Origin of the sequence: Dietzia sp. B32 (assembly GCF_024732245.1) — a bacterium.
In the GTDB taxonomy this organism is placed as follows: domain Bacteria; phylum Actinomycetota; class Actinomycetes; order Mycobacteriales; family Mycobacteriaceae; genus Dietzia.
Genome location: NZ_CP093845.1, coordinates 2,026,047 through 2,051,964, shown reverse-complemented (window position 1 = coordinate 2,051,964; position 25,918 = coordinate 2,026,047). Strand labels below are relative to the sequence as shown.

Below are 25,918 nucleotides of genomic sequence, written 5' to 3'. Positions count from 1 at the left end.
GTCGATGGTCGGGGCCCGGCGGGTCAGCCCAGGAAAGCCTGGTCCGAGAGGGTCGCGCCCTTGATCTTGGTGAACTCGCGAAGCAGGTCCTGCACAGTGAGCTTGGACTTGGTCGCGGAGTCGGCCTCGTAGACGATCTGTCCCTCGTGCATCATGATGAGCCGGTTGCCCAGGCGGATGGCCTGCTCCATGTTGTGCGTGACCATGAGGGTGGTCAGACCGCCCTCGCGGACGATGCGCTCGGTGATCGTGGTGACCAGCTCCGCGCGCTGGGGATCGAGAGCCGCGGTGTGCTCGTCGAGGAGCATGATGCGCGGCTGGGTGAACCCGGCCATGAGCAGCGACAGCGCCTGCCGCTGGCCGCCCGAGAGCAGGCCGACCTTGGCGGTGAGCCGGTCCTCGAGGCCGAGCTCCAACATGGCGAGCTGCTCCGAGAACTGGCCGCGACGCTTCTTGCTCAGGCCCGGGCCGAGGCCCCGCCGGCGGCCGCGCAGCAACGCGAGCGACAGGTTCTCCTCGATGGTGAGGTTGGGCGCGGTCCCGGCGAGCGGGTCCTGGAAGACCCGGCCGACGTACTTGGCGCGCCTGTGCTGGGGAAGTCGGTTGACGGTGGTGCCGTCGATCTCGATGTTCCCGCTGTCGGCGAGCAGCCGCCCGGAGACCGCGTTGAGCAAGGTCGACTTGCCCGCGCCGTTGGAACCGATCACCGTGACGAAGTCGCCCTCGGCCAAGGTGAGACTGAGGTCGTTCAGCGCCCGGCGCTCGTTGACGGTGCCGGGGAAGAAGGTCTTGGACACTCCGGTGACGGTCAGCATCGTCATGCCTCCTTGGTGCCGGTCGCGGCGGAATCGGGGCCCGCGTCGACGGCGGTCCCGGCACCCGCCGCCGCACGTTCGTTGGCGGCGACCGGGGTGGTGGGTGTGCGTCCGAAGCGTCCGCTCGCACCCTTCCACCGGGGCAACAGCAGCGCGACCACGACGAGGATCGCCGTGACGGCCTTCATGTCGTTGGGATCCAGGCCGACGCGGAGGGCGGCGAAGATGATGAGCTGGTAGAGCAGGGCGCCCAGGATCACGGCGAGCACCGCGAGCAGCAGCTTGCGCTGGCCGAGGATGGCCTGCCCGATGATCACCGACGCCAGGCCGACCAGGATGAGGCCGATGCCCATCGAGATGTCGGCGAAACCGCGGTACTGGGCGATGAGCGCGCCGCACATGCCCACGAACCCGTTCGACAAGGCCAGCGTGAGGGTCTTGGTGAAGTCGGTGGAGACGCCGAACGAGGAGATCATGGGGCCGTTGTCGCCCGTGGCGCGGATGGACAGGCCGAGGTCGGTGGTGAGGAACCACAGGACGACCAGCCCGAGCAGCAGGACCGCCACCGCGAGGATGCCGACCCCGGGCCACTCGCCCAGCAGGTCAGCGTCTTCCAGGGGCGTGAACACGGTGTCGCTGCGCAGCAGCGGGATGTTCGCGCCGTCCATGATCCGGAGGTTGACGGACCACAGCGCGATCATGGTGAGGATACCGGCGAGGAGGCCGTCGATCTTGCCCTTGGTGTGCAGCAATCCCGTGACCGTGCCGGCGAGGAACCCGGCGCCGAAACCCGCGAGGGTCGCGAGCAGCGGGTTCCAGCCGGCGAGGATGCCCATGGCCGCCGTTGCGGCGCCCGTGGTGAAACTGCCGTCGACGGTGAGGTCGGGGAAGTTGAGCACGCGGAAGGTCAGGTAGACCCCCAGCGCCATGACCCCGTAGATGAGGCCTACCTCGACGGTCCCGATCACTTCTTCTCAGCCTCGGCGAGGATGTCCTCGGGGATCGTGACGCCCTGACGCTCGGCGGCGTCCTCGTTGACCACGTAGGTGAACTCGGTCGCGGTCTCGACGGGCATGGTGGCCGGGTCCTCGCCGTCGCGCAGGATCCGCAGTGCCATCTCGCCGGTCTGGCGGCCCAGTTCGGTGTAGTCGATCCCGAGAGTGGCGACGGCGCCGCCCTCGACCGTGCCCGACTCGGCGGCGATCACCGGGATCTGCTTGCTCTCGGCGACCTGCACCAGCGAGGCGATGCCCGAGACGACCATGTTGTCCGTGGGAACGTAGATGGCGTCGACATCTCCGAGCGCCTCGACGGCCTGCTGGATCTCGTTGACGGTGGTGACGGTCTGGGTCTCGATCTCCAGGCCGAGCGGGCCCGCGGCCTCCTCGGCCTGGTCGACCTGCACCTGCGAGTTGACCTCACCGGAGGCGTAGACGATGCCGATGCGCTCGGCGTCCGGGACGATCTCCTTGAGCAGTTCGAGCTGCTTCTCGATGGGGGCCGCGTCGGAGGTGCCGGTGACGTTGGCGCCCGGCTCCTCCATCGAGTCCACCAGCTCCGCCGAGACCGGGTCGGTCACCGCGGTGAACAGCAGCGGCACGTCGGAGATGTTCCGCGCCATCGCCTGCGCCGCCGGGGTGGCCACGGCCAGGGCGAGGTCCAGATCGTCAGCCGCGAACTGCTGGGCGATGGTCAGTGCGGTGCCCTGCTCGCCGTTGGCGTTCTGCTCGTCGAACTCGACCTCGACGCCGGCCTCTGCGAAGGCCTCCTTGAAGCCGGCCGTGGCGGAATCGAGGGCCGGGTGCTGGACGAGCTGGTTGATGCCGATGCGGTAGGACTCGCCGCCACCACCGGCGGCATCGTCCTCACCGCCGCTCGAGCAACCTGCGAGGACGAGTGCCGAGGTGGCGACCAGTCCGGTGATGAGCTTCGCGCGTGAGAATGCCATATGCCATGCCCTTGTCTGTGCCGTCTGAGCCTCGCGGACGGATACGCGAGGGGCCGGGTGCGAACGGTGCTGGCACATGAGGTTACCGGGTCGGCCGGGGATGGTGAGCCCGGACTCACCTCACGGGTTGCGGCGACGCTACTCCGACTGCGCCAGCTCGCGCTTCCAGGTGCGGAAGCCCTCCTCCGAGCGCCCACGTCGCCAGTAGCCCGAGATCGACGCCCGCGCGGCGGGAACGCCCCGCTCGGAGCGCAGATACGGGCGCAGGTGCTTCATCACCGTCTCGGCCTCACCGTGGACGAAGACCTGCACGTCACCGCTCGGCCACGGCATGTCCCGAACCGCGTCGACCAGCGGGGCGTCGCCGTCGATCACTCCCGGGCCGGCGTCCCCCGAGGAGGTTCCGCGGTGTACCCAGACGATCTCGACCCCCGCCGGCGCGGTGATCGGAATCTCGTCGTCGTCGCCCCCGACCTCGAGGAACACCGCACCCACGGCGTCCTGGGGCAGCGACTCCAGGGCCGCCGCGACCGCCGGCACCGCGGTCTCGTCGCCGGCCAGCAGGTGGAAGTCCGCCGACGGGTCCGGCCGGTACCCGCCGCCCGGGCCGCGCACCGCGACCTCGGTTCCGGGCGCCACCGAACGGGCCCACGGACCGGCGACGCCCTCGTCACCGTGGACGACGAAGTCGATCCAGATCTCGCGCGCGTCCGCATCGACCCGACGGACGGTGTAGGTGCGCACGACCGACTCCCCGGCGTGGGGGAGTTCGAGCTTGACGTAGCTGTCGGTCTCCGCGCGGGCGGCGAACGTGTCGAACCCGTCCCCGCCCAGGACGACCCGCACGAGGTGCGCGGCCACCGGCTCCCTGCGCAGCACCGTGAGGGTGACCGGGGGGCGGGACTGGGGGCGAGTCACAGTGTTCTCCTTCAACTGAAGATAGTTAGGTGACCCTATCCTTGCATTTTTCCTGGTCCCCGGCGTCGGGGCTGACGGGCAGTTGCCGTGCATGTAAGATATATGTGATCGGTGGAGCAGGGGGTGCACGATGACCGCAGGCGCGCGGACCGATATCGCCAGCGACGGGGGCCGGCGGATCCGGCACCTGCCCGACATCTCGACCCACCTGGCCTTCTGGCTCCCGGTCGCCAATGTGGTCATGCAGTTGGCCAACCCGGCCGTGGGCCACGGGGTCGTCGAGAGTCGGGTGGAGCGCGGCCGCGGGGACCTGCGTCCGATCAAGCGGGCCCGGACCACGGCCCAGTACCTCGCCGTGGCCACCCTCGGCAGCGACTCCGACCGCAGGTTCTTCCACGAGGCCGTCCACCGGATCCACGCGCAGGTGACCTCGACCGAGGCCAGTCCTGTGCGCTACAGCGCAAACCACGCCGGGTACCAACTGTGGGTGGCCCTGTGTCTGGTGCGCTACTACACCGATCAATGGCAGATGATGCACGGGCCGCTCACCGAGTCCGAGCTGGACCGCATCATCGAGATGGCGCGGCCGCTGGGGACCACGCTCAACGTGCCCGAGGCGCGCTGGCCGACCACCTGGGCCGAGTACGAACAGCGCTTCGCCGAGGGGCTCGAGGCGGTGGAGATCGACGACACCGTCCGCGACTACCTGCAGTCACTCGCGGACTTCCGCGTGCTCGAGATCAGGATGAAGCAGCTCGGCACCCTGGCCCACAGGACGATCGGGCCGTGGAGCCTGTCCATGACCAAGTTCGGGGTACCCGGGCGCATCCGCGACGAGATGCGCTGGGAGATCACCCCTGTCGACCTCCGCCGCCGCCGGGTGGTGCTGGCGCTCACCTCGGTGCTGGAGAGGGTCTTCCCGCGGCCACTGCGGGCGTACTACACCCTCAACATCGCCGACCTGCGGGTGCGCCGGAGCCTGGGGATCAGCGTCTTCTAGGCGCCGGGGCCCACGGGAGCACCGGGATCATTCCTCACCGGGTCATCTTCCGCCGTGCGGTGAGTGCACCGTGAGGTCGGTGCCCGATTCCCGTTCGCGTATGCGTCTCGATCACCTCGAACCCGGCTGCGGCCAACTCCTGGCCAAGGGCGGTCACCGGCCACCGATAAGCCGTGGTCACCGCATGGTCGAACATCCCGACGGTTGGTCCTTCGAAGAAGCCCACCAGCAACCCTCCACCTGGTCGGATCACGCGTGCGAACTCGGCCAGAGGAACCGAGATCTGCTGCGGACCGTGGTGAATGAGCGAGTACCACGACAGCACACCCCCCAGTGACCCTGTCGCGGCGGCCAACCTCTCGAAGCCGCCGACGTCGAACCTGAGGTCTGAATACCGGGCGCGAGCTCGTTCGACGAACTCCGGGACCAGATCGATCCCGCTCACGGTGCACCCACACTCGGCCAGGAAGTTCGACCACTGGCCCGGACCGCACCCGGCGTCGAGCACCTGACCCGACACCGTGGCAGCCCAGCTCCTCACCAGCGCCCGATCTGATGGGTGTGTCGAGGCCATGCAGCCGAAGTGATCCGTGTACTCCTGAGCTCTGGCCGAGTAGGACTCTCGAACCGAGTCGCGTCGCGTGCTCGTGTTCTCCACATCGTCGATCATCTCCGATGACACCGGCCGACGGCTGATCCGGGCCGGTAGAGCGTCCCCGGAACCCGACGGGTTGCCGGTCGTGTGTCTACAGGCCCAGCTGCTGCATCCGGGCGGAGATCCTGGGGTCGGTGCTCACCACCGGCGCCTCCTCGTCCACCCACGGGTCCCCGTCGAAATACGTCTGGAAGATCTTCTCCGCGGTGCGGGTCGCGAGGGCCTGGGTCGTCAGCGTGGGGTTGGGTCCGCCGAGCGAGTTGGCCAGCGCCGAGTTGTCGGCGATGAACAGCCGCTTGACCCACCGGGCCTCCGCGTTGGAGTCGAGCACCGAGTTCTGGTCGGACTCACCCATCCGCATCGACGAGTGCACGTGCAGCAGCAGGGGCGCCCAGTCCATCCGGTAGACCTTCTTCGCCCCGGCCGCGCGCATGATCTCGGCAGCGCGTCGGACCATGAATTCCCGGTTCTCGAGGGTCCGTGGCGTGCGTCGGCGCAGCGAGACGTCGATCTTGGCGGGCGCGCCGTTCTCGTCTGCGGGGAACAGGGACGGGGTGACACGGTTGCCCGCCTCCACGTGGTCGTCCGTGATCACGAGGAAGTTGAGAAGGTTGTCGATCCCGCCCATCATCAGATCCTTGAGCTCGTTGCCCACCAGGCGCCCGGCCGGGCCGTCCCAGGGGCCGGTGGAGCCGCGACCGTTGGTGTAGTAGCCGCGGGCGCCCGAGTCGGACAGGGAGAGGGAGAAGGCCTGGATCGCCGGACCCAGACCGACGTTCTCGATCCCGCCGCGCCCGGGGAAGTCCATCCGCGCCGAGGAATTGGCGCCCTTGGAGTTCCCCGTGTACTCGTCGAAGCTGCCCACCACCCAGTCGAAGAAATGGTCGGTGTGCCCACGTCCCACCCAGTCGTTGGGGTTGGGCAGTCCACTGTTGAACCACAGTCGGGGACTCTCGGTGGCGCCACCGGCGAGCACCACCACGCGGGCGTCCTCGGTGAAGATCTCCCCGGTGGCGTTGTTCCGCCAGGTGACACCCCGGGCCACGGTGTGCGGGCCCTCCTGCTCGTGACGGATCGACTGCACGAAACTGTCCGCGAGCAGCTCGAAGGCGCGGCCACCGGGGCGGACGGCATCAGCGGACAGTCCGAGCGGGACGTAGCTGTTGTCGGTCGAGCGTTTGGCGAACTGGTTCCGCGGGGCCTGCCGGGGCATGTAGCACCCCTGGAAGCAGTGGCCGCAGAAGGTGCAGCCGGTCGCCTGCGGGAAGGTGAGCAGGGTGGAGTCGTCCGTCCGGCCGGCATTGCCCCCGGGCTGGAGGATCGCGTTCTGCTGCGGGCGGAAGGCGTTGCGGGTGATGTTCCTGGAGGTCTGGAGGGGGAGGCCGTAGTTCTCGCAGCCCCGGAAGGTCAGCGCCTCCTTGGTCCCCATCGCGGCGGTCTCGATGGGCAGGGTGGCCTCGACCCATTCGAGGTACGGGACGAGTTCGTCGTAGGTGAACGGGAAGAGGTGACCGGTGTCGTACTCCGCGGCGTCCGCGCCCGTGTAGCCGCGGAAGACGCCGGGCATGGGGCGCGGGCTGTTGCCATAGTAGTGCTGGGTGGTCCCGCCGACCCCGGACAGCTGCCAGACGAACATGTTGGTGGTCCACTCCCGGAACCACGCGGGCTTGGACCGGTCCTCCGGGCCGAAGCGGAGGAACCCGTTGTTCGGGTTGTTGGCGTCGTTCTCCGCGTGCGACCACTCGGTGGACGGGTCCGCCTGTCGTGGGCCGCCCTCCAGGACGAGCACGTCCAGGCCGCGCCCCGCCAGCTCCGCGGCGACCACCGGGCCGCCTCCTCCCGCGCCGATGACGATGACATCACGCATCCGCCGGCACCTCCGTCCGATTCTGGTAGTAACCGAGCAGTTCGGGGTGGCCGTCCACGAGGCCGTCCGGCCGATATCCGGTGAGGTCCCACGGGACCGGCCGCGGTTCGACGGTCCTGGTGACGGGGTTGTAGTTGTGCTGTTCGGAGTACACGCCGAATGCGGTCCCCTCGAGGAGGATGCCGCCGGCGAACCTGAGGAAGCCGGACGCGGTGCCCCGCAGCGGGACCGGGAGCGCGCCGTCGATGATCGAGACCAGTTGTGGAACGGGCCCCTCGATCCCCTCCAGGACCCGGAGCTTGTCGACCATCGACAGGCGCGAGAACGGCGACCCCAGCGGACCGGCGATCGCCGGCGGGGCGGCGAGCAGCGCGCCCGTGTTGAGCAGGAGCGCAACGGGGAGGGACAGGGGGAGAACCCGGTCGCTGTAGACGTAACCGAGTACCTGGTCGATGCGCCGCCCGTCGGGCTCGCTCAACCCGAGGAAGGGGCCGGTCTGGATGCCGAGGTCCGCCAGTGCCTGGGCGATCCCGAGAGCCAGGGGCCGGGCGAGTTGGTCGCCCATGCCGAGATAGTTGTCGAACAGGTCCTTCATGAACTCGCCGCCACCGACCTCGATCGGGCCGGGATCCGTTCGCGGGGTGCCCTGCTGCCGGGACCACTCATCGGGACCGGGCATGACCATCACGCACAGTCCGCGCATGGTGTCGAGGGAGAACGCCTCGACCGCGTCGAGGACGGCGCTCCCGGTCTGCGCGTTCGCCCGGCCGACCAGGCCGGGCGACGGCGGCAGGGCTCCGGGAAACGCGATCCCGGCACTGACGAACGCCCCGAACATCGACGCCCTCGTGAGGAACGTCCGCCGGTTGAAGTGCTCCATGACCCCGCCTCCCGCTGACAGTGTGGAGCCACGGTAACTATGTGACCCAGGTCACACCACCGCTAAATGGAGGTCCGTTCATCCCCGTTGTCGCGGAGGTGGGTGGCGTCAGGCCATCCGGGCGGCGGCCGGCGGTGCGGACCGCAGGGGGCAGTGGTCCCTGAAGCCGAACCAGCAGGTCGCCGCCGCCACGGCCGCCAGGGCGACCACGCCGAGGATGGCCGGCGCGGCCGGGAAGGGCAGCTCCTGCGACAGGACGAAGGCGCCCATGAGCAGGACGAAGAAGCCGAAGCCCTTCCGGAGCGCCTTCTCCGGAACCACAGAGGTGAGCCGGACCCCGACGAACGAGCCGGCGATCGCGGCGGCGGTGACCGCGGCGACGAGCGGCCAGTCCAGCGACACCGAGGTGAGGTAGCCGCCGAGTCCGGCGAAGGACTTCATGGCGATGACCAGCAGGGAGGTGCCCACCGCGGCGGTCATCGGCAGGCCTGCCAGGAGCACGAGGGCCGGGACGACGAGGAAGCCGCCGCCTGCGCCGACCAGTCCGGTCGCTGCGCCCACGACGAGGCCGTCGAGCAGGATCCGCCACAGCGGGTGGTGATGGGTGTTGCTCTCGCCGTCGCGGGCCTTGCGACCCCGGATCATCGCGCCGGCGGTGGCGATCATCATGATCGCGAAGGCGACCATGAGGATGGTGCCGGGGATGTAGCCGCCGGCCAGTCCGCCGAGGAACGCGCCCACCATGCCGGCGGCGCCGAAGATCAGTCCCGTGCGCCACTGGACGTTGCCCTTCCGGGCGTGGCCGAGGAGGCTGACCAGCGACGTCGCACCGACGACGAACAGCGAGGTGGCGATGGCCTCCTTGGGGTCGAGACCGCCGATGTAGGTGAGCAGTGGGACGACGAGGATGGAACCGCCCCCGCCGAGCAGGCCCAGTGACAGTCCGACCAGGACTGCCAGGGCCACGACGATGATCGTGGTGATCTCCATGTCAGGTGCCTTTCTCCGGCGGGGGCGCCGGGGTGGGATCGGTCAGGAGCGGGCGGGCAGCGAGTCCAGGACGGCGCCGAGGCCCGGCTCGTCGGCGGAGCGGTTCCACGGCATCTTCGACAGGCCCGCGGCCATGGCACAGGAGTTGCTCGCCGCGGAGTAGGTCAGCCCGGCCCCGATGGCGCCGGCGAGGTAGGCGAACTTGGGCGAGACGACCTTGGACGCGGTGACGCCGGCCAGGACGAGCGACCCGGCGACCATGCGGACCTGCCGGTCCATCGCCCAGGTGCCCTTGCCGCGGATGACCTCGCCGCCGGCGGCCTCGTAGCCGGCGATGCCGCCGTCGAGCACGGTCACCGAGTCGGGGTTCACGCCCACGGACTCGAGCCGCTCGTTCGCCTGGCGGGCCCGGTTGCCGGACTGGCAGATGAGGACAACCTGGCCGGGCAGACGGGAGGCGAACTCCTCACCGTGCTCGGCGAGCAGGGGTAGCGGCACGTTGTAGGAGCCGCGGATGTGCACGGAGGAGAACTCGGCGCCGGATCGCACGTCGATGACGGTGGGCGGGGTGTCGCTGGTCATCGCCTCGCGCAGGTCGGCGGGAGCGATGGTCGGGGCGTGCGTGGGCGTGGAAAGCATGGGTGAAGTGGTGTCCTTTGGCTAGGGGTGGGGTCAGACGGTCGCGAGGTTGCGCTCGGACCAGGCGGCGTAGCTGCCCTCGAGCTCGACCACGCGGTAGCCGGCGCGACGCAGGGCGCTGGCCGCGACCGAGTTGCGGACGCCGCTCTGGCAGTAGGTCACGATCGGCCCGTCGGTCGGGAGCCGGTCGAGATTCCACAGCGCCCGGCCGCCGCCGAGCTGCTCGGAGCCCGGGATGTGGCCCTCGGAGTGCTCGGTCTTGTTGCGCACGTCCAGCACCATCGCGGCGTCGAACGAGGAGAGCTCGTCCGGCCCGATCATCTCGGGGGTCGTCATCGGCAGACCCTCGAAGCTGGTCGTGTAGCCGGTGACCGTGTCGATTCCGACGCGCAGCAGGTGATCGCGCAGCGCCTCGGCCATCTCGACGTCCTCGGCCAGGACCACCAGGGGCGTGTCCTCGGACTCGGGGTCGTAGACCCAGGCGCCGAAGGACGCCGCCTTGTCGACGCCGGGGATGTTGAGCGCCCCGGGGACGGTGCCGGCGTGGACCTCGTCCTGGCCACGGGTGTCGACGACGACGACCTCGTTCGCCTCGAGGGAGTCGGCCAGTTCGGTGGTGCCGAACTCGCGGAGCGGGGCCAGTGCACCCAGCACCGCCGGGCCCTCCTTGTTCTGTCGCTTCATGCGGCCGAAGTAGGCGTGCGCGTCCGGCTGTCCGTCGAGCATCTCGTCGATGAAGCCCTGCTCGTCGTCGTCGTTCACGTACCCCGCCCACCATGCGTAGCGACGCTCGTAGCCGACGCTGGTCGACGGCAGTGCGCCCAGCGCCTTGCCGCAGGCGCTGCCCGAACCGTGGCCGGGGAAGACCTGGACGTGGTCCGGCAGGGTGACGAAGGAGTCCTTCAGGCTGCGGAAGATCTGCTTGGCGCCCTCGAAGCGGGTATCGACTCCGCCCGCGGCCTCGTCGAGCAGGTCCGGTCGGCCGAGGTCGCCGGAGAAGACGAAGTCGCCGGTCAGCATGTACCCGGGGCTGTCCGCGAAGGCGCCGTCGGTGATGAGGAACGACAGGTGTTCCGGGGTGTGGCCCGGGGTGTGCACGGCCTCGACGGTGATGTTGCCCAACTTCAGCTGGTCACCGTGGTGGAGGCGCTCGGCGGAGAACCCGTACTGCCAGTCGTCGCCGCCCTCGCCGGAGACGTAGATGGTCGCCCCGGTGGCCTCCGCGAGCTCGCGGGTGCCGGACAGGTAGTCGGCGTGGATATGGGTCTCGGTGACGGCGGTGATCGTCATGCCGTGGCGCGCGGCCAGATCCAGGTACTCGCGGACATCGCGGCGGGCGTCCACCACCATCGCCTCGTTCTTGGCCTGGCAGCCGATGAAGTAACCGGCCTGGGCGAGGTCCTCGTCGTAGATGCGCTCGAGAAGCATGCTGCTCTCCTTGTCGATCGGGTTCCCGGTGTCGGGGTGTGCCACGACGATACATACCCCCTGGGGTATGCGCAAGACACCCTGGGGGGTATGCGGACTCCTCAGGCCGAGGTGTCGTCCGTCACTTCACGTTGCACCAGCTGTGCAATCGTGCAGTGGCCGTGCAAAACTGCCAGGGTTCGCGAGTCGCACCTACGCCCGAGGAGCCAGCGCATGGCGTCATTTCTCTACCGGATCGGCCGGTCGGCCTACCTGCACAAATGGAGGTTCATCGCCGCCTGGCTGTTGATCATCGTGGGCATGGGCACGGCCGCTGCGGCGCTGTCCACGCAGACCACCTCCAGCTTCTCGATCCCGGGCCTCGAGTCCATCGAGACCCAGGAGAAGATCCAGGAGCGGTTCCCCGGCTCGCCCAGCCAGCTCGACGCCCCGACCGGGACCGTGGTCATCCAGGCCCCCGAGGGCAGCACCCTCACCGATCCGGCTGTGACAGAGGATGTCGACGCGTTCCTGGCCGACGTCCGCGGACTCGACTTCCTCACCGGCACCGAGGAGATCGTCAGCCCGGTTCTCGCCGCCGAGGCCATGGCGCAGCAGCTGACCGAGGCCAAGGCCGCCCAGGGCGCGCCGCAGGAGCAGATCGACGCCGACATCGCCGCGCTGAGCCCGCTGAGCGAGGACGAGACGACCGGCACCCTGCAGCTGCAGTTCGCGGCCGAGACCACGATGAACGTGGAGACGGCAGACCGTGAGGCCTTCGCCGACCTCGTCGCCGAGCACGAGGACGGGCTCACCATCGCCTACTCGGGCAACGCCTTCCAGGCCTCCGAGATCAGCGCGACCGGCGAGATCATCGGCATCGCCGTGGCCGCCGTCATCCTCACCATCACGTTCGGTTCGCTCATCGCCGCCGGTCTGCCGCTGCTGGTCGGCGTCGTCGGGGTCGGCATCGGCATCGCCGGCATCTTCGCCGCCACCTCGTTCACCGACACCATCAGCAACTTCACCCCGACGCTGGCCTCCATGATCGGTCTGGCCGTCGGTATCGACTACGCGCTGTTCATCGTCTCCCGCTTCCGCACCGAGCTGGTCAAGCACATCGGTGGCAACGACCTCGAGCCACGCGAGCTCGCCCAGCAGCTCAAGACGATCCCGGTGCGGGATCGTGCACACCTCGCCGGGCTCGCCGTGGGCAAGGCCGGCTCCGCTGTGGTGTTCGCGGGCCTCACCGTGCTCATCGCGCTCGCCGCCCTGTCGATCATCAACATCCCGTTCCTCACCGCCATGGCGCTGTCCGCCGCCGCGACGGTGGCCGTGGCCGTGTTCGTGGCCATCACGCTGCTGCCCGCCGTGCTCGGCGCCGTCGGCACCAAGGTGTTCGGCGCCCGCATCCCCGTGGTCAAGGCTCCGGACCCCGAGGACGAGAAGCCGACGATGGGCCTGTCCTGGGTCCGCCGCGTGCGCAAGCGTCCCGTCCTGCACGCCGTCACCTGCGTCGTGCTACTCGGCGTGCTCGCGATCCCCGCGGCCCAGCTGCGGCTGGCGATGCCGTCCGACGGCACGATGGCCCCGGGTACCCCCAACCGCATCGCCTACGACATCACCTCGGACGCGTTCGGCCCCGGCCGCAACGCCCCGATGGTCGCCCTGGTCGACACGATGGACGTCGCCGAGGAGGAGCGTCCCGCGGCCTGGGCCTCCGCCGTCGCCGACATCCAGGCAGTGGACGGGGTCCGGAACGCGCAGATCATCGAGACCAACGAGTCCGGCGACGCGGCCCAGGTGCTCATCACCCCGGAGTTCGGCGCGACCGACGAGCGCGCCGCCACCGTGCTCGAGGACATCCGGGCGGGCGCCGGTCAGTTCGAGCAGGAGACCGGCGGCACCTACGCGGTCACCGGCGTCACCCCGATCTACGAAGACATCTCGGAGCGACTGTCCGAGGTGCTGCTGCCCTACATCGGGATCGTCCTGGTGCTGGCCTTCCTCCTGCTGATGCTGGTGTTCCGGTCGATCTGGGTGCCGCTCATCGCGGCGCTGGGCTTCGGACTGTCGGTCGCGGCCACGTTCGGTCTGACCGTCGCGGTGTGGCAGGAGGGCTGGGGCGGCCTCATCTCCGACCCGCAGCCGATCATCAGCTTCCTGCCGATCATCCTCATCGGCATCGTGTTCGGCCTCGCCATGGACTACCAGGTCTTCCTCGTCACCCGCATGCGCGAGGGCTGGGTCCACGGCAAGACCGCGCAGAACGCCGTGGCCAACGGGTTCAAGCACGGCGCCCGCGTCGTCACCGCCGCCGCGCTCATCATGACCAGCGTCTTTGCCGCCTTCATGACGATCGACGAGCAGTTCATCAAGGTGATGGGCTTCGCTCTGGCCGTGGCGGTGCTGTTCGACGCGTTCATCGTCCGCATGACGATCATCCCCGCGGTGATGTTCCTGCTCGGTGAGCGCGCCTGGAGGATCCCGGGCTGGCTGGACCGCATCCTGCCGTCCGTGGACGTGGAGGGCTCGGCCCTCGAGTCGATGGGCTCCACGGCCGACGGTTCCGCGCACTCGGGGTCCGACCCCGCCGAGGAGGACGCCGAGCCCGCCGGGACCCGCGCCAATGCCTAACCTCCGCGAGCGGAAGAAGGCCGACACCCGCACCCGCCTCGCGGTGGCCGCAGTCGAACTGCTGGTCGCCGAGGGGGCGGAGCGGGCGACGGTCTCGGCGATCGCGGGCCGCGCCGGGGTCTCCACCCGCACGTTCCACAACTACTTCGCCCACCGCGAGGACGCGTTCGTGCACTTCCTGCGCGAACAGGTCGCGGAATGGGTGCGGCAGGTGGAACAGGCGCCGGCGGACCTGTCGCCACTGGACATCCTGCGCTCGGCGTTCCGTGAGCTCTACGGGCGGTCGGAGGACGACATCGACGCCGCGCAGAACCTGCTGGTGGCGGGCGAGCAGATCGGGCTGCTGCTGAGTGCCGAGGCGAGGGCCTGCGTCGCCGAGCAGATCCTGGAACCGCTGTACGAGGCCGTCGGCGGCCGGGCACCGCAGCTGAACCCGTTCCGGGTGCGGGTGATGGTGGACCTGAGCCTGGCCGCCGGGGCATCGGTGCTCAGGCATCGATCGGGCGGGACCGGGTCCGGTACCTCCGGCACCGCGCTGGAGGCCGGCGGGCACGATCCGGCGGACGCTCCGGGGTCCTATCTGGACGTCGCCTTCGACCTTCTCCGGGACGGCGCCGGGCGGCTCCTCTAGCGGGAGGTGGTCCCGCGGCCGCAGCGGACGACCTCGCCGTCGACGCCCGCCCGCGCGCCGTGCTCCCGTAGCCGCCCGGCCAGGAGGTCGGGCGGCGGGTTGTGGTGGCCCAGATGGACGGCCACCACGTCGGTCCGCTCATCGACCGCCCCGACCTCGCGGAGCCGCCGGAGCATCGCGTCGAACCGGGCCAGGCCCAGGTGGGCGGGGGAGATCTCCTCGCGGTCGCCCAGCGTCTCCTCGAGGAAGACCGCGTCGAAGCGGGCCCCGCGCACCGCGGTGAACCACTCCTCGTCCCACGGCCCCGTGTCGCTCGCCCACAGCAGGCGGGTGCCGTCGGGCCCGGTCACGTCGTAGAGGACCGCGTCCCCGTCGCGGAAGACGCGGTGCCGGGCGGGGAGCACGCGCACCTCGTACGCGCCCACCGAGAGCCGGTCCCCGGCGGCGACCGGGACGAAGCGCACCGGGTCGTCCGGGCCCACCCAGGGTCGACACGCCTCGAGCGCGTCCGCGGGTCCGACCACCTCCAGCTCACCGGCACCGGGGACCCACGAGCGGAAGAGCAGCGCCTGGGGGCCGAGATGGTCGGCGTGGGCGTGCGTGATGAGCAGATGTCTGACCGACGCCAGAGACCGTCCGAGCCGCACGGCCGAGCCGGGGGCCTCCGGTCCGCAGTCGATGAGCACCTCGTCGTTGACCAGCGCGGAGGTCTGGCCGCGCAGCACGCCGAGCCGGCGTGCCCCGTCGCACGAGGAACACAGGCAGAACGGGTTGGGCCAGCCGTCGGCGGCGCCGGTGCCCAGCAGCACGACCTCCATCAGGCACCCGCCCGCGGTGCCGGCCCGGGTCCGGTCCCGGTTCCTGAGCCCGGCCCGGCCTCGCGCAGCGGCAACACCGCGCGGCCGTCGCGGCGGTCGAGGACCTCCACGCGCGCGTCGTAGACCTGCGCCACCCGCTCGGCGGTGAGGACCTCCTCGGGCGGACCGTCGGCCACCACACGGCCCCCGTCGAGCAGCACCAACCGCTGCCCGTAGTGAGCGGCCGAGGTGAGGTCGTGCATCGCCGCCACCACGGTCAGCCCGGTCTCGCGGCGCATGGAGTCCACCAGGTCGAGGACCTGCTGCTGGTGGCCGATGTCCAGCGCGCTCGTCGGCTCGTCGAGCAGCAGCACCCGCGGTTCCTGCGCGAGCGAGCGGCCCAGCACCACCCGCTGCAGTTCGCCCCCGGACAGGGTCGTGGCGATGCGCGAGGCCAGAGCGTGCAGCCCCAGGCGGTCGATGACCTGCTCGACCACCTCGCGGTCGTGGGCGGACTCGGTGCCGAAGCGCGCGATGTGGGGGGTGCGACCGAGCCCGATGAGTTCGCGTGCCGTGACCCCCTCGGGGACGACCGGGCGCTGCGGCATCATCGCGACCGTCCGCGCCACCCGGCGGCGTCCGGCCCGGCGCGGCGTCAGCCCGTCGACCTCGATGCGACCGGTGGCCGGGATGAGACCGGCGAGAGCGAACAGCAGGGTCGTCTTGCCGGACCCGTTGGGGCCCACGAGGGACACCCAGGAGCCGGCGGGCACGGTGAGGTCGATGCCGTGGAGGATGGCGGTGCGGTCGCGGGTGACCCGCAGGTCACGGCAGGTCAGGGCGGCGGGCGCGGACCCGGCGCACCCTGCGGACCCCGCGGACCCTGCGGACGGTGTGGCGCTCATATGTGCCCCCGGCTGCGACGCAGGACCAGGAGGAAGAACGGGGCGCCGATCGCCGCCGTCACCACGCCGATGGGCAGCTCGGCCGGGCTCATCGCGGTCCGGGCGACGACGTCGGCGAGGATGAGGAACGTGGCCCCGACCAGCAACGATACCGGCAGGAGCAGCCGGTGACCCGGCCCGATGAGCATGCGCACCGCGTGGGGGATGACGATGCCCACGAACCCGATGAGACCGGACACCGACACCACCGCCGCGGTGCCGAGCGTGGCCACGCTGATGAGGACCAACCGCACGCGCGCCGGGGCGATCCCCAGCGTCGCGGCCTCGGTGTCGCCGACCGCCATGACGTCGAGGGTGCGCCGGAACAGGGCGATCACCGCCACCGAGACGATCACGTACGGCAGCACCGTCTGCACGTCGGACCAACCGCTGGTCGTGAGGCGGCCGAGCATCCACGAGTACACCTGGCGCAGGGTCTCGTCGTGGCGCTGCATGAAGAACGTCTGGACGGCGCTGGCGAACGCGGCCACCGCGACGCCGGCGAGGATGATGACGACCTCGCTGCGTCCGCCGCCGACGCTGCGGCCCAGCGTGTAGGTGGCCAGTACGGCGATCATGCCGCCGGCGAACGCGGCGGGCGGCACCATCGCCGATCCCATCGCACCGCCCACGACGATCGCCAGGGTCGCGCCCAGGCCCGCCCCGCTGGACACACCCAGCAGGTACGGGTCGGCGAGCGGGTTGCGGAAGACGCCCTGGTAGGTGGCCCCGGCGATCGCCAGCATCGCGCCGACGACCGCCCCCAGCACCACCCGCGGGATACGGATCTCCCACAGGATGACCTGCTGCCGCTCGGTGAACCCGGAGTCGACCTCGACCAGCGGCAATCGGCCGACGAGCTCGAGCACCACGCCGCCCGGGGTGAGCCCCGCCGGGCCGATGAGGGTGCCCAGCAGGACCGCGGCCCCCAGCAGCAGCGTCGCCCCGCCGAGCACCAGGGCGTGGCGAGGCGACGGGCGGGTCATGAGGTGGGCTGGCTCTCGGCCGCCCCCGCGGTGTCCGGCGTGGCCGGTGCGGCGTCGGGCACCGCCGAGACGATCGCCGCGACCTCGCGCATGAAGTCCACGATGCGCGGGCCCCACCGGCTGGACAGGTCCTCGTCGACCACGTGGACGCGTCCCTCGCGTACGGCCGTCAACCCGTCCCACCCCGGCCGCTCGGCGACGACCTCCGGGGTGATGCCGCAGCACTGGCCGTCGGCGAGGAACACCAGGTCGGGGTCGGCCTCGAGGATGAGCTCCTCCGACAGCTGGGGGTACGGGTCGTCACCGGTGGCGACCGAGGTCAGGCCCAGCAGGGAGTACACCTCGCCGACGTAGGTGGCGTCGGTGACCGTGTAGTAGGTGTCGTCGAGCTCGTGGAAGTACGTCAGCGGGGTCTCGCGCTCCGGCACGGAGGCGACGATCTCGTCGATCTCGACCTGCATCCGTGACACCAGCTCCGCGGCCTCGCCGATGTGCCCGGTGGCGGCGCCGACCTGTTCGAGCTGCGCGTAGGTGTCGTCGAGGGTCTGCGCGGCCGGCAGCTGGAGCACCTCGACGCCGGAGCGTTCCAGCCCGGCCACGATGTCGCCGTTGTCGTCGGTGAGCACCACCAGGTCCGGTGCGTACCCCAGGATCGCCTCGAGGTTGGGCGTGTAACCGGACAGGTCGGTGACCGGGGCGCCGGCGGGGAAATCGGAGCGCTCGTCGACCGCCACGACCCGGTCCCCGGCGCCGACGGCGTAGAGCATCTCGGTGGTGACCGGGGCCAGCGACACGATCGCCTGCGGATCGTCGGCCGCGGCGGTGGTCTGATCGGCCGACGCCGGCTCGTCGCCGCCGGTCCCGCTGCACGCCGAGACGAGCAGGGTGACGGCGGCCAGGGGGGCCGCGAGCAGGAGTGAGCGGGGTCGGCGGGGCCGCCGGTATGGGTGGTGCATGACATCCTCCGGGAGACGGAGGACGAAAGCAGCTCGGCTGCGACGAGGACGTCGCGGCACGCAACCGTCCTTCGTCCGAGGTCAGTTCGTACGGCGCCGCGGTATCGGCCGACCTGGCTTGCCCGTCCGGGGGGACGGGATCACAGTTGCGGGACAGCGTCGGATTCACACCGACTTCCGCCGTGTACCACGGTGTCCGGTGCAGGACCGGACCTGTCGAGGGTAGCTCACCCGCCCAGCACGACCCCCTCGCGCCGCGGGTCGGCGCCGCCGACGAGGGTGCCGTCGGACTGCCGCAGGATCGCGGAGAGCCCGGACGATTGGTCGTCCGTGGAGACCTCGTGGCCGAGCTCGGTGAGCCGCCCGGTCACCGCCGCCGGGTCGCGTGCCACCGCCGGGTGCTCCCCGCCCACCGCCGTCTCGGGGGAGTTGCTCGCCCCGAACGACGGGGCGCCCACCGCCTGCTGTGGGTCCAGGCCCCAGTCGAGCATCCCGACGAGCGTCTTGACCACGAACTGGATGATCCGCGATCCGCCGGGCGAGCCCACCACCGCGCGCAGGTCGCCGCGGGCGAGAGGAGATCCGTCGAAGACCATCGTGGGAGCCATGGACGAGCGGGGCCGCTTGCCCGGCTGCACACGGTTGGCCTGCAGCTCCCCGGCCTCGTTGCGGGGCTCGGCCGCGAAGTCGGTGAGCTGGTTGTTGAGCAGGAATCCCTCCACCATCTGGAAGGAACCGAACGCCGACTCCACGGTGGTGGTCAGCGCGGCCGCGTTGCCCTCGGCGTCGATGATGCTGATGTGGCTGGTGCCGTGCTCGGGTCCGGTGAACACGCCGCGGGCGTCGAAGGCGAACTCGCCGGGCTCGGCCTCGCCCATGGAGCGGTCGGGGTCGATGAGCTCGGCCCGCCCGGCCAGGTACCCGGGACGCAGCAGGGTCAGCGGCGAGCCGAGGGGCGGCGGGACGAAGCGTGGGTCGGCGATGTAGACGTCGCGGTCGGCGTAGGCGAGCCTTTCCGCCTCGGTCACCAGGTGCACCGCCTCCGGCGAGGGCAGGCCTCCGTCGTCGTCGACTCCGGTCGGTGGGTACGCGGCGAGGTTCTTGTCCGCCAGCATCGTCATGGTCGCTGCGACCGCGGTGCCGCCGGAGGACGGCGGCCCCATGCCGCACACGGCGTGGTCCCGGTAGGGGCTGCACACGGGGTCGCGGGTGGTCGCCTGGTAGCCGGCGAGGTCGTCGAGCGTCATCGCGCCCGGCGTGATGCCCTCGCGTTGCGTGGTGACCTGCTCGATGATCGCCTCGGCGATCGCGCCCGTGTAGAACGCGTCGGCGCCCTCGCTGGCCACTGCTGCGAGGGTTTTGGCGTAGGCCGGGTTCGTCAGGCGAGTCCCGGCGGGTTTCCCGGTGCCGCCCTCGAGGAAGTAGGCGGCGGCGTCGGGGTCGCGGGCCAGGTCCTCGGCGGCGTCGGCGATGGACGCGGCCAGACGCGGGCTGATGTCGAACCCGTCGTCGGCCAGCACCACGGCCGGGTCGAACAACTCCCGCCACTCGCGGGTGCCGTGGTCGTCGTGCGCGGACTCGAGCAGCCGCAGGATGCCGGGTACGCCGATCGACCGTCCGCTGCGGCGGGCGTCGGGTTGCGGCTCGCCTGTGTCCTCGGGGGAGATGTGGCGCAGGTAGTCGACGGTGGCGGCCGCGGGCGCCGTCTCGCGGCCGTCGTAGGTCTCGAGCTGCCGGGTGCCCTGGTCGTAGTAGAGCAGGAACCCGCCGCCGCCGAGGCCGGAGGACTGCGGTTCGACCAGCCCCAGCACGGCCTGGGCGGTGACGAGCGCGTCCGCGGCCGTGCCCCCGTCGGCGAGTACCTCGCACGCGGCCAGGGTGGACAGGGGGTGCGCGGTGGACACCGAGTACGACGCGGTGGCCACGGGGGTCATCCCGGTGCGGTACCCGGTCGCGATCTCGGGGTTGTCCGCGATGGGACCGGCGGGACCGGCGTCCTCGCCGGGGCGTGCCACCGGCGTACCGCCGCCGGTCTGGGCGCACGGCGCGGCGTCCTGGACGGGCAGCGGGGGACCGCCGAGGGAGCCGGGTCGTGCGGCGGGATCCGGGGACGCGGGGTCGGGCGCGGGGGCCGACGACGACGAGGTGGGCGCCGCGTCCTGATCCGCGCCTCCCGAGTCGGTCGAGCAGGCCGTGGCCACCAGGACGGGCGCGAGCCCCAGGGCGAGGACCGCACGCGCGATCCGACCGGACTTCCGTGAGCTCATGAGCGGGCCGCCTTCCCGATCCGGATACGTCCCCACAGACTGCTCCGGCGGCGTGGTTCGTGGGCCGCTTCCGGCCCGGCCGAGTCCTAGTCGTGACCCGCGGGGAAGATGGGCGGAGACCGACCGACCGACCGGCCGGTCGGTCGATCGACCGACGCAGTGGAGGGACCCGAGAGATGACGACGACGACGAGCGGTTCAGGCGAGGGGCCTTCGGCCGGGGATCTGCGCGAGCAGGGTTTCGCGACCAGGCGTGAGGTGATGAGCGACGCCTTCGTGGACCGGGCCATGGACCGGGCCGCCGGGACGGCGTCGGAGGCGATCCAGCACGTCGTCACCGAGAACGTCTGGGGCAACATCTGGAACCGGCCCGGGCTCGGCCGCCGGGACCGCAGCCTGCTGAACATCGGGATGCTCGTCGCCCTGCGCGCCGATGCCGAGCTGGCCGGGCACGTGCGCGGCGGGCTGACCAACGGGCTGACCCGGGAGGAGATCACGGAGGCGGTGATCCATGCGTCGGGGTATTGCGGTGCACCGGCGGCGCTCTCGGCGATGAGGACCGTTCAGGCGGTGTTCGACGACCTCGACGGGTAGACACCCACAAGCGGCGGGAACGCCCACGGCGGCGGGTAGTCTCGACCCCAGAGTGACAGGCGACACCCCTCGACCAAGGAGCCCCTCATGCGCAGCACGATGATGCCGGAGCAGCTGAACATCAGCACGATCCTGCAGTTCGGTGCGACCGTCCACAAGGACGCCGTCGTGACCACCTGGACCGATCAGGGACCGCGCAAGATCTCCTTCGGGGATCTGGGTGGACGCGCCGCGCAGCTGGCCCACGCGCTGCGCTCCCTGGGGATCGACGCCGACCAGCGCGTCGCCACGTTCCAGTGGAACAACTCCGAGCACATGGAGGCGTACCTGGCGATCCCGTCGATGGGCGCCGTGCTGCATCCGCTCAACATCCGGCTGTTCCCGGACCAGCTCGAGTTCGTGGCCAACCACGCCGAGGACAAGGTCGTGATCGTCGACCCGAGCCTGATCCCGCTGCTCCAGCCGCTCCTGCCGCGGTTCTCGACCGTCGAGCACGTGATCGTCACCGGCGGCGGCGCCGCGGGCCTCGAGGCCCCCGAGGGTATCCAGGTGCACGACTACGAGGCGCTGCTCGCCGCGCAGCCCACGGAGTTCGAGTGGCCCGAGGTGGACGAGAACGACGGCGCCGCCATGTGCTACACCTCGGGCACCACCGGCGACCCGAAGGGCGTCGTCTACTCGCACCGCTCGATCTACCTGCACTCGATGCAGGTGTGCATGTCCGACGGCATGAACATCTCGCTCGACGACAACGTGCTGGCGATCGTGCCCATGTTCCACGCGATGTCGTGGGGGCTCCCGTACGCCGCGTTCATGGTGGGTGCCTCGCTGCTCATGCCGGAGCGGTTCCTGCAGCCCGAGCCGCTGGCCGCGATGATCGCCAGCGAGAAGCCGACCCTCGCCGCCGCCGTGCCGACCATCTGGCAGGCCGTCGACGCCTACTCGGTCGACCATCCCATCGACATGTCGAGCTTCCGCTCCGTCGTGGTGGGCGGCAGCTCCTGCCCGCCCGAGCTCATCCGCAAGTTCCGTGACAAGTACGGGATCAACATCACCCACGCGTGGGGCATGACCGAGACCTCGCCCATCGGGACGCTGTCCCGGCCGAAGGCGTCCCTGCCCGAGGACCAGCAGTTCGCACTGCGCCTCACCCAGGGCCGGCTGCTCGCGGGCGTCAAGGCCAGGATCGTCGACGACGCCGGCACCTCGCTGCCCTGGGACGGCGAGTCCGTCGGTGAGCTGCAGGTCCGCGGCCCCTGGATCACCGGGAGCTACTACAAGGTGGAGAACTCGGACCAGTTCGACGACGGCTGGCTGCGCACCGGTGACGTCGGCTACATCAAGTCCGAGGCGTTCCTGCAGCTCACCGACCGGGCCAAGGACATCATCAAGTCCGGCGGCGAGTGGATCTCGTCGGTCGAGGTGGAGAACTACCTCCTCGAGCACCCGGCCGTCGCCGAGGCCGCGGTGATCGGCATCCCCGATCCCAAGTGGGACGAGCGGCCGCTGGCCACGGTCGTCATCAAGGACGGCATCCCCGACCCGGACGTCGAAGAGCTGCGGGCCCACCTGGCCGAGCGGATGGCCAAGTGGCAGGTGCCGGAGAAGTTCGCGTTCGTCGACGAGATCCCCAAGACCTCGGTCGGCAAGCTCGACAAGAAGCGCATCCGCGTCTCGCATTCCGAGGGCGACCTGACCGTGGTCAACGCCCTGGAGGGCTGACCCGCCCCGACCCGCCCCGCCCCCGACCCCGACGAGAAGACAGTTCCGCACACATCCACCGAGAGGCGGGTGTGCGGAACTGTCTTGTCGATGGATCGTGCGCGGCGGGGTCAGCCCGCGGCGACGCGGGCGAGCGGCCGCAGCGAGACGGGCAGTCCGTCCGCCGGGTAGGGCAGCGAGTCGTTCTTCATGGGCGGCACGTAGTCCAGCGGGACCGACCACTCGAAGTGGCGTAGCAGTGCGCTGAGCACCAGCTTCGATTCGAGGTTGGCGAAGATCATGCCGAGGCACTTGTGCACCCCGCCGCCGAACGGCTCCCAGGCGAAGCGGTGCGACTTGTCCTCCCGCCGTTCCTCGGAGAACCGCTCGGGATCGAAGATCTCCGGGTCCGTCCAGTACTCGGGCATGTGGTGCGAGTACAGCGGCATGATCGAGGTGAGTCGGCCGGCCGGGATCTCCACGCCCAGGATCTCGGTGTCCTTGACCGTCTTGCGCGCCATCACCGGCACCGGCGGGTGCAGGCGCAGCGACTCCTTCATCACCAGTGCCAGATCGGGCAGCTCCTCCAGCTCGGCCAGGGTGGGGTTCGGACCCAGATCCTGGCACTGGCGGCGGAGCCGCTCCTGCCACTGGACGTCGCGGCCGAGCTCGTAGACCATCGAGGTGACCGTGCTGGTGGTGGTGTCGTGCGCGGCCATGAGCAGGAAGATCATCTGGTTGATGATGTCGTCGTCGTCGATCCCGCCGGAGGCGTCGGCCACCTGGCACAGGGCGGAGAACAGGTCCTCGCCGGGGTTCGCGCGTCGGGCCGGCAGGTGGCGGCGCAGGAACTCCTCGAGCAGCCGGCGCCCCCGGGCCGCACGGCCCCACTTGGTGAACGGCACGGCAGTGGAACGGACATAACCGTTCGCGGCCTGGACGCAGTCGACGAACGCCTTGTTGACCTGCTCCAACTCGCCGGGCGCGGCGTATTCGGCGCCACCCATGAACACCTCGGTCGCCAGGTCGAGGGTGTGCGTCTTGAGCGCGGGGTAGATCTGGAACGCCCGGTCCGGTGGCCAGGCGGCGATGCCCTCGTCGACCAGTGGGGCGAGCCTGCGGGTGTAGCCCTCGAGCCGGGGACGGGTGAACGCCTCCTGCATGATGTGGCGGTAGTGGTGATGCTCCTCGAAGTCGAGGAGCATCAGCCCGCGGTTGAAGAACGGCCCCACCAGGTATCCCCAGCCGGGGCCGCTGGCGAACGCCTTGTCCGCGTTCTGCAACGCGGCCTGGCAGGCGTCGGGGCCGATCAGAGCGGTCCACGTGGCCCCGAGGAAGCTCAGGTCGGAGACGGGGCCGTGATCGCGATAGCGGCGGGCCATGGTTGCCAGGGGACTGTGGACGTACTCGAGCGTGCCGCCGAGGACCGGCAGCTTGGAGCGCAGTGGGGCCGGGCCGGGTCGGTAGACCCTCTCCCGCGGATCACCAGGAATGGACATCAGGCACCTCGTTGTCGGGTGACCCCAGTGTGTGACAGCCGTCACTAGTTGTCACGCGATTACCGAAACCGGCGGTGTCGTTTCCCTCATCGCCCCGCCTGCCACCCCGCCCGCCGCCCCGCCCGTCACCCTGCGCGCGACTCCCGGGCCTCAGGCCCGTGCGACCAGCGCGTCGACGTCCACGCCGTCGGGCAGGGCGCCGTACTCGGCCGAGCGGTCGTCGCCGAGCCGGGCCAGGCAGAACGCCTCCGCGACCGCCGCCGGCGCGTGGGCGAGCAGCACCGCGCCCTGCTGGGCCAGCGCCATCGCCTCGACCAGCCGACGGGCGATCGCCGGCGCCGCGCCCGGGTCGGCGGCGGCGCGGCCGATGAGCGCGCGCACCCGCTCGACGTGCCGGTCGTACAGCTCGTGGCCGCCAAGCTGCGCGGCCAGTTCGGCGTCGAACGCGGCCACGGACTCCGGCTCGCGGGCCATCGCGCGCAGTACGTCCAGCGCGATGACGTTGCCCGAGCCCTCCCACACGGCCAGGACCGGCTGCTCCCGGTAGCGGCGCGCGAGCGGGAACGCCTCGGTGTACCCGTTGCCGCCCAGGCATTCCAGCGACTCGTAGGCGTGGTTCGGCCCACGCTTACAGATCCAGTACTTGGCGACCGCGGTGGCCAGCCGGCGGTAGGGGGCGAACTCCTCGTCGTCGTACGCCGACGCCAGGCGCAGAGCGGTCCACGTCGTGGCCTCCGCCTCGAGCTGCAGGTCCGCCAGGACCGCGGCCATCGCGGGCTGGTCCACCAGGGTCGCGCCGAACGCGGTCCGGTGCCGGGCGTGCCAGGCCGCCTCCGCGACGCCCTGGCGCATGCCCGCCGCCGCGCCGAGCACGCAGTCCAGGCGGGTGCGGCCGACCATCTCGATGATCGTGCGCACGCCGCGGCCGGGCTCGCCGACCATCCAGCCGAGGGTGCCGTCGAACTCCACCTCCGAGGACGCGTTGGACTTGTTGCCCAGCTTGTCCTTGAGGCGCTGCACGAGGAACGGGTTGCGCTCGCCGCCGGGCAGGACGCGCGGGACGAGGAAGCAGCTCAGACCGGCCGGTGCCTGCGCCAGCACGAGGAACGCGTCCGACTGTGGCGCCGAGCAGAACCACTTGTGTCCACGCAGGACGTAGCAGTCACCGTCACCGACAGGCTCGGCGGTGGTGGTGTTGGCGCGGACGTCCGAGCCGCCCTGCTTCTCTGTCATGGCCATCCCGAACAGCACTCCCGACTTGGTGGCGGGGTCGCGCAGTTCGGGGTCGTACACCGTCGACAGCAGCGCCGGCTCCCACTCGGCGGCCAGGTCGGGGCTCAGCCGCAGCGACGGGACCACCGCGTGCGTCATGGACAGCGGGCAGCCGTGACCGGCCTCGACCTGCGAGACCAGCATGAACCCCACCGCCCGCTCGACGTTCGCCCCCGGCCCCGGGTCGGCCCACGCCGAGGTGTGCAGACCGCGGGACACCGAGTACTCCATGATCCGGTGATAGGCGGGGTGGAACTCGATCTCGTCGACCCGGTTGCCCCACCGGTCGTGGGCGCGGTGGACCGGCGGATACGTGTTGGCGAGCTCGGCGTCGTGCTGGTACTGCTCGGTGCCCACGTGCCGACCGATCTCATGGAACGCCTCGACCCGCGCGTGCGGCGAGAAGACCGCCACGGCCTCCTGCAGCGCCGGATTGAGGGCGTACTCGTCCACGTCCACCCGGGGTGGCGCCTGGTTGAGGACCTCGTGCGTGGTGTGGTTGCGGGTCGCCGACAT

General features: G+C 70.7%; 22 protein-coding genes and 1 riboswitch. Of the genes, 5 read left to right on the top strand and 17 right to left on the bottom strand.

Going from position 1 to position 25,918, the window contains the following annotated elements; all coding sequences use genetic code 11:
* Positions 1-23: 23 nt before the first annotated feature.
* The 4 genes from L8M95_RS09800 to L8M95_RS09785 form a co-directional block, all read right to left on the bottom strand.
* Positions 24-815 (bottom strand): ABC transporter ATP-binding protein, encoded by a 792-nt coding sequence (locus tag L8M95_RS09800; RefSeq protein ID WP_260489216.1) that lies wholly within the window; start codon positions 813-815, stop codon positions 24-26.
* Positions 816-817: 2 nt separating this feature from the next.
* Positions 818-1,783, bottom strand: a complete 966-nt coding sequence (locus tag L8M95_RS09795) for an ABC transporter permease (RefSeq protein WP_260485966.1) — start codon at positions 1,781-1,783, stop codon at positions 818-820.
* On the bottom strand, positions 1,780-2,763 hold the full coding sequence (locus tag L8M95_RS09790) for an ABC transporter substrate-binding protein (RefSeq protein ID WP_260485965.1): 984 nt from the start codon (positions 2,761-2,763) through the stop codon (positions 1,780-1,782). Before L8M95_RS09790 ends, L8M95_RS09795 begins: the two co-directional genes overlap by 4 nt.
* A 138-nt stretch (positions 2,764-2,901) precedes the next feature.
* On the bottom strand, positions 2,902-3,681 hold the full coding sequence (locus L8M95_RS09785; RefSeq protein ID WP_260485964.1) for a siderophore-interacting protein: 780 nt from the start codon (positions 3,679-3,681) through the stop codon (positions 2,902-2,904).
* Positions 3,682-3,811: 130 nt separating this feature from the next.
* On the opposite strand from L8M95_RS09785, the gene L8M95_RS09780 reads away from it, so the two are divergent.
* A complete protein-coding gene (locus tag L8M95_RS09780) occupies positions 3,812-4,681 on the top strand; it encodes an oxygenase MpaB family protein (protein ID WP_260485963.1) in 870 nt (289 codons plus the stop codon).
* A 34-nt stretch (positions 4,682-4,715) separates the two neighbouring features.
* Here the strand turns inward: L8M95_RS09780 and L8M95_RS09775 are convergent, their stop codons facing one another.
* From L8M95_RS09775 to L8M95_RS09750, 6 genes are all read right to left on the bottom strand, one after another.
* Positions 4,716-5,351 carry a class I SAM-dependent methyltransferase gene (locus L8M95_RS09775; RefSeq protein ID WP_260485962.1) on the bottom strand — a complete coding sequence of 212 codons (636 nt, stop codon included), beginning with the start codon at positions 5,349-5,351 and terminating at the stop codon, positions 4,716-4,718.
* Positions 5,352-5,427: 76 nt separating this feature from the next.
* Positions 5,428-7,203 (bottom strand): GMC oxidoreductase, encoded by a 1,776-nt coding sequence (locus tag L8M95_RS09770; RefSeq protein WP_260485961.1) that lies wholly within the window; start codon positions 7,201-7,203, stop codon positions 5,428-5,430.
* Complete coding sequence (locus tag L8M95_RS09765) at positions 7,196-8,083, bottom strand: hypothetical protein (protein ID WP_260485960.1); 888 nt, start codon at positions 8,081-8,083, stop codon at positions 7,196-7,198. The genes L8M95_RS09770 and L8M95_RS09765 overlap by 8 nt, the downstream gene beginning before the upstream one ends.
* Before the next feature lie 108 nt (positions 8,084-8,191).
* Positions 8,192-9,073, bottom strand: a complete 882-nt coding sequence (locus L8M95_RS09760; protein WP_260485959.1) for a sulfite exporter TauE/SafE family protein — start codon at positions 9,071-9,073, stop codon at positions 8,192-8,194.
* A gap of 42 nt (positions 9,074-9,115) precedes the next feature.
* Complete coding sequence (locus tag L8M95_RS09755) at positions 9,116-9,712, bottom strand: rhodanese-like domain-containing protein (protein ID WP_260485953.1); 597 nt, start codon at positions 9,710-9,712, stop codon at positions 9,116-9,118.
* A gap of 33 nt (positions 9,713-9,745) precedes the next feature.
* On the bottom strand, positions 9,746-11,140 hold the full coding sequence (locus L8M95_RS09750) for an MBL fold metallo-hydrolase (protein ID WP_260489215.1): 1,395 nt from the start codon (positions 11,138-11,140) through the stop codon (positions 9,746-9,748).
* A gap of 213 nt (positions 11,141-11,353) precedes the next feature.
* Here L8M95_RS09750 and L8M95_RS09745 point away from each other — a divergent pair, with 213 nt between their 5' ends.
* Together L8M95_RS09745 and L8M95_RS09740 are read left to right on the top strand one after the other, a co-directional pair.
* Entirely contained in the window at positions 11,354-13,756 is a 2,403-nt protein-coding gene (locus L8M95_RS09745) for an MMPL family transporter (RefSeq protein ID WP_260485952.1), read from the top strand.
* The gene (locus tag L8M95_RS09740) at positions 13,749-14,387 is read left to right on the top strand and encodes a TetR/AcrR family transcriptional regulator (protein WP_260485951.1); all 639 of its coding nucleotides are present in this window, start codon (positions 13,749-13,751) and stop codon (positions 14,385-14,387) included. The genes L8M95_RS09745 and L8M95_RS09740 overlap by 8 nt, the downstream gene beginning before the upstream one ends.
* On the opposite strand, the gene L8M95_RS09735 is transcribed toward L8M95_RS09740, so the two are convergent.
* The 5 genes from L8M95_RS09735 to ggt form a co-directional block, all read right to left on the bottom strand.
* The gene (locus L8M95_RS09735) at positions 14,384-15,205 is read right to left on the bottom strand and encodes an MBL fold metallo-hydrolase (RefSeq protein WP_260485950.1); all 822 of its coding nucleotides are present in this window, start codon (positions 15,203-15,205) and stop codon (positions 14,384-14,386) included. The two genes, L8M95_RS09740 and L8M95_RS09735, sit on opposite strands and share 4 nt — an antisense overlap.
* Positions 15,205-16,089, bottom strand: a complete 885-nt coding sequence (locus tag L8M95_RS09730; RefSeq protein ID WP_260485949.1) for an ABC transporter ATP-binding protein — start codon at positions 16,087-16,089, stop codon at positions 15,205-15,207. The genes L8M95_RS09735 and L8M95_RS09730 overlap by 1 nt, the downstream gene beginning before the upstream one ends.
* Positions 16,086-17,114 carry an iron ABC transporter permease gene (locus L8M95_RS09725; protein ID WP_206475070.1) on the bottom strand — a complete coding sequence of 343 codons (1,029 nt, stop codon included), beginning with the start codon at positions 17,112-17,114 and terminating at the stop codon, positions 16,086-16,088. The genes L8M95_RS09730 and L8M95_RS09725 overlap by 4 nt, the downstream gene beginning before the upstream one ends.
* Positions 17,111-18,070: an ABC transporter substrate-binding protein gene (locus L8M95_RS09720; protein WP_260485948.1), complete on the bottom strand. Its 960-nt coding sequence runs from the start codon at positions 18,068-18,070 to the stop codon at positions 17,111-17,113. The genes L8M95_RS09725 and L8M95_RS09720 overlap by 4 nt, the downstream gene beginning before the upstream one ends.
* Before the next feature lie 88 nt (positions 18,071-18,158).
* Positions 18,159-18,302, bottom strand: a riboswitch (cobalamin riboswitch).
* Entirely contained in the window at positions 18,298-20,337 is a 2,040-nt protein-coding gene (ggt, locus tag L8M95_RS09715; protein ID WP_260485947.1) for a gamma-glutamyltransferase, read from the bottom strand. (Overlaps the previous riboswitch by 5 nt.)
* A gap of 176 nt (positions 20,338-20,513) precedes the next feature.
* Between ggt and L8M95_RS09710 the strand changes: the two genes are divergently transcribed.
* A complete protein-coding gene (locus tag L8M95_RS09710) occupies positions 20,514-20,930 on the top strand; it encodes a carboxymuconolactone decarboxylase family protein (RefSeq protein WP_260485946.1) in 417 nt (138 codons plus the stop codon).
* 87 nt (positions 20,931-21,017) lie between these two features.
* The gene (locus tag L8M95_RS09705; protein WP_260485945.1) at positions 21,018-22,652 is read left to right on the top strand and encodes a long-chain fatty acid--CoA ligase; all 1,635 of its coding nucleotides are present in this window, start codon (positions 21,018-21,020) and stop codon (positions 22,650-22,652) included.
* Positions 22,653-22,762: 110 nt separating this feature from the next.
* Here the strand turns inward: L8M95_RS09705 and L8M95_RS09700 are convergent, their stop codons facing one another.
* Together L8M95_RS09700 and L8M95_RS09695 are read right to left on the bottom strand one after the other, a co-directional pair.
* Complete coding sequence (locus L8M95_RS09700) at positions 22,763-24,130, bottom strand: cytochrome P450 (protein WP_260485944.1); 1,368 nt, start codon at positions 24,128-24,130, stop codon at positions 22,763-22,765.
* Between the two features lie 150 nt (positions 24,131-24,280).
* Positions 24,281-25,918, bottom strand: a complete 1,638-nt coding sequence (locus tag L8M95_RS09695) for an acyl-CoA dehydrogenase family protein (RefSeq protein ID WP_260485943.1) — start codon at positions 25,916-25,918, stop codon at positions 24,281-24,283.

Bases quoted from the DNA above. Each gene is read 5' to 3' on its own strand.
- L8M95_RS09770 (WP_260485961.1), bottom strand. From the start codon at position 7,203: ATGCGTGATGTCATCGTCATCGGCGCGGGAGGAGGCGGCCCGGTGGTC.
- L8M95_RS09700 (WP_260485944.1), bottom strand. From the start codon at position 24,130: ATGTCCATTCCTGGTGATCCGCGGGAGAGGGTCTACCGACCCGGCCCG.
- ggt (WP_260485947.1), bottom strand. From the start codon at position 20,337: ATGAGCTCACGGAAGTCCGGTCGGATCGCGCGTGCGGTCCTCGCCCTG.
- L8M95_RS09755 (WP_260485953.1), bottom strand. From the start codon at position 9,712: ATGCTTTCCACGCCCACGCACGCCCCGACCATCGCTCCCGCCGACCTG.
- L8M95_RS09800 (WP_260489216.1), bottom strand. From the start codon at position 815: ATGCTGACCGTCACCGGAGTGTCCAAGACCTTCTTCCCCGGCACCGTC.
- L8M95_RS09735 (WP_260485950.1), bottom strand. From the start codon at position 15,205: ATGGAGGTCGTGCTGCTGGGCACCGGCGCCGCCGACGGCTGGCCCAAC.
- L8M95_RS09745 (WP_260485952.1), top strand. From the start codon at position 11,354: ATGGCGTCATTTCTCTACCGGATCGGCCGGTCGGCCTACCTGCACAAA.
- L8M95_RS09740 (WP_260485951.1), top strand. From the start codon at position 13,749: ATGCCTAACCTCCGCGAGCGGAAGAAGGCCGACACCCGCACCCGCCTC.
- L8M95_RS09760 (WP_260485959.1), bottom strand. From the start codon at position 9,073: ATGGAGATCACCACGATCATCGTCGTGGCCCTGGCAGTCCTGGTCGGA.
- L8M95_RS09750 (WP_260489215.1), bottom strand. From the start codon at position 11,140: ATGCTTCTCGAGCGCATCTACGACGAGGACCTCGCCCAGGCCGGTTAC.
- L8M95_RS09695 (WP_260485943.1), bottom strand. From the start codon at position 25,918: ATGTCGGCGACCCGCAACCACACCACGCACGAGGTCCTCAACCAGGCG.
- L8M95_RS09720 (WP_260485948.1), bottom strand. From the start codon at position 18,070: ATGCACCACCCATACCGGCGGCCCCGCCGACCCCGCTCACTCCTGCTC.
- L8M95_RS09780 (WP_260485963.1), top strand. From the start codon at position 3,812: ATGACCGCAGGCGCGCGGACCGATATCGCCAGCGACGGGGGCCGGCGG.
- L8M95_RS09730 (WP_260485949.1), bottom strand. From the start codon at position 16,089: ATGAGCGCCACACCGTCCGCAGGGTCCGCGGGGTCCGCAGGGTGCGCC.
- L8M95_RS09705 (WP_260485945.1), top strand. From the start codon at position 21,018: ATGCGCAGCACGATGATGCCGGAGCAGCTGAACATCAGCACGATCCTG.
- L8M95_RS09790 (WP_260485965.1), bottom strand. From the start codon at position 2,763: ATGGCATTCTCACGCGCGAAGCTCATCACCGGACTGGTCGCCACCTCG.
- L8M95_RS09765 (WP_260485960.1), bottom strand. From the start codon at position 8,083: ATGGAGCACTTCAACCGGCGGACGTTCCTCACGAGGGCGTCGATGTTC.
- L8M95_RS09725 (WP_206475070.1), bottom strand. From the start codon at position 17,114: ATGACCCGCCCGTCGCCTCGCCACGCCCTGGTGCTCGGCGGGGCGACG.
- L8M95_RS09710 (WP_260485946.1), top strand. From the start codon at position 20,514: ATGACGACGACGACGAGCGGTTCAGGCGAGGGGCCTTCGGCCGGGGAT.
- L8M95_RS09775 (WP_260485962.1), bottom strand. From the start codon at position 5,351: ATGATCGACGATGTGGAGAACACGAGCACGCGACGCGACTCGGTTCGA.